We start from the raw sequence: 1,551 nt of genomic DNA on the forward strand, positions 1-1,551 counted from the left end.
TGAAAATAACAAACCCCATGAAACATATACTCATGAGGAATTGAAAGATACACTTGGACTATAATCGATGTCATATCAAGTTGTTTATACAAAAAAAGCGCTAAAAAGTCTAAAAGAAATTGATAAAGCGCAACAAAAACTGATCATTGCTTGGATAGAAAAAAATTTAATCAACACGGAAGATCCAAGAGCTTTAGGCAAAAGTCTTAAAGGAAATTTAAAAGCATACTGGCGCTATCGTGTAGGTAATTATCGTATCTTGGCTGACATCAACGATAATGAAATTAAAATTATTATATTCAATATAGGACATCGCAAAGATATTTATGAGTAAATAAGAGTCTATTATTCCGACGAGTTCCTTAAAATAAGATCAGCTGAACGTTGCGCAGCTTCGATTTGATTTTTAGCTCGTTCGGAATACCGTTCTAGAACGGTATGGGCTGCTTCTTGAATGGAACATTGCTGGAGATTCGCTATGCTTTCTAGTGTTCTTGCGATTTCGTTGGATACTTCGACTTCCATTTTCATTTCTTCTTCTCCTCCATTCGATCGTTTCCTTCGTCTTTAATCAGAGTTTGAAGCCCTCCAGACTTTCCGTGATCTCATCCTGGGTGATGCCGATATATCGCTTGGTGATGCTGGGGGCGGAATGATTTAAAATGTCGGCTAGCTTCATAATGTCTTTTGTATGCCGGTAATAGTGATACCCAAACGTTTTTCGCATGGTATGCGTGCCGATGTCGTGACGGCCGATCCAATCGCCGGCATCCCGCAACATCCGATACACTTGGGTGGTGGTCATGGGCTTGTCGCCTTTTTGAGACGGAAACAAGTATTCCTCATTGGTTTTCCCTTCGACATACTGCGCCATTTCTTCCTGTAAGCCCGCCAACAGCACCTTCCGAGGTTTCGCGGTTTTTCCTTCCCGCAGGACCATCGCATCTTTTCCTTTGATGTCTCCGACCGTTAATGGAACGATGTCAGACACCCGCAGCCCCGTATTGATCCCGAAGGTAAACAGAAACAGATCCCGTTCAGCTAAGGCCGCCCGTTTCGGTTTAGCTTTATTCCCTCGTTTAATCGCCAGTTTCATTTCTTGAATGTCTTCTGCCGTTCGGAGTGGTTCGACTTGAATGAGCCGTTCGGATGGGGCCGTTTTCATCGTTTTGATCTCCTTTTCAAATGTATGGTTATGTATGTTTTATGGTGAAATAATACATTTACATATCATTATAAGGGAGGGACCCTGTTAAAACAAGGAAAAAAACGTACGCTTTTATACAAAAGCGTACGTTTGTCAGATCGAGGCATTTTCTCTTTCTTGTAAACAAATAAAGATGATGCGAAAGGGGAATCGCTTTGTAAAGGTTATTTATCTAATATCAGTTTGTCTCCATGCTTAGGTTCCCCAGCGTGTCCCGAAGTGCTGTGAAAATCTACTTACAATTATTACAATTCTTTGAAAAAAGAAGGTAATAGGTGATTTTTGTCAAATACCTGTAATAACTTCATTGTTATTTCACAAACGAATTCCTGCTAAAGGAGGGT

3 protein-coding genes are annotated in these 1,551 nt (G+C 40.6%); 1 reads left to right on the forward strand and 2 read right to left on the reverse strand.

Features of this window, described 5'->3' with window-relative positions; all coding sequences use genetic code 11:
• Positions 1-67: 67 nt before the first annotated feature.
• On the forward strand, positions 68-334 hold the full coding sequence (locus LOR49_RS17315) for a type II toxin-antitoxin system RelE family toxin (protein WP_240378224.1): 267 nt from the start codon (positions 68-70) through the stop codon (positions 332-334).
• Between the two features lie 11 nt (positions 335-345).
• Here the strand turns inward: LOR49_RS17315 and LOR49_RS17320 are convergent, their stop codons facing one another.
• Positions 346-531, reverse strand: coding sequence for a hypothetical protein (locus LOR49_RS17320; protein ID WP_240378226.1), 186 nt, complete (start codon positions 529-531; stop codon positions 346-348).
• A 40-nt stretch (positions 532-571) separates the two neighbouring features.
• A complete protein-coding gene (locus LOR49_RS17325; RefSeq protein ID WP_240378228.1) occupies positions 572-1,165 on the reverse strand; it encodes a tyrosine-type recombinase/integrase in 594 nt (197 codons plus the stop codon).
• Positions 1,166-1,551: the final 386 nt, after the last annotated feature.

Origin of the sequence: Bacillus piscicola, from assembly GCF_022458745.1 — a bacterium.
GTDB lineage: Bacteria > Bacillota > Bacilli > Bacillales > Marinococcaceae > Alteribacillus_A > Alteribacillus_A piscicola.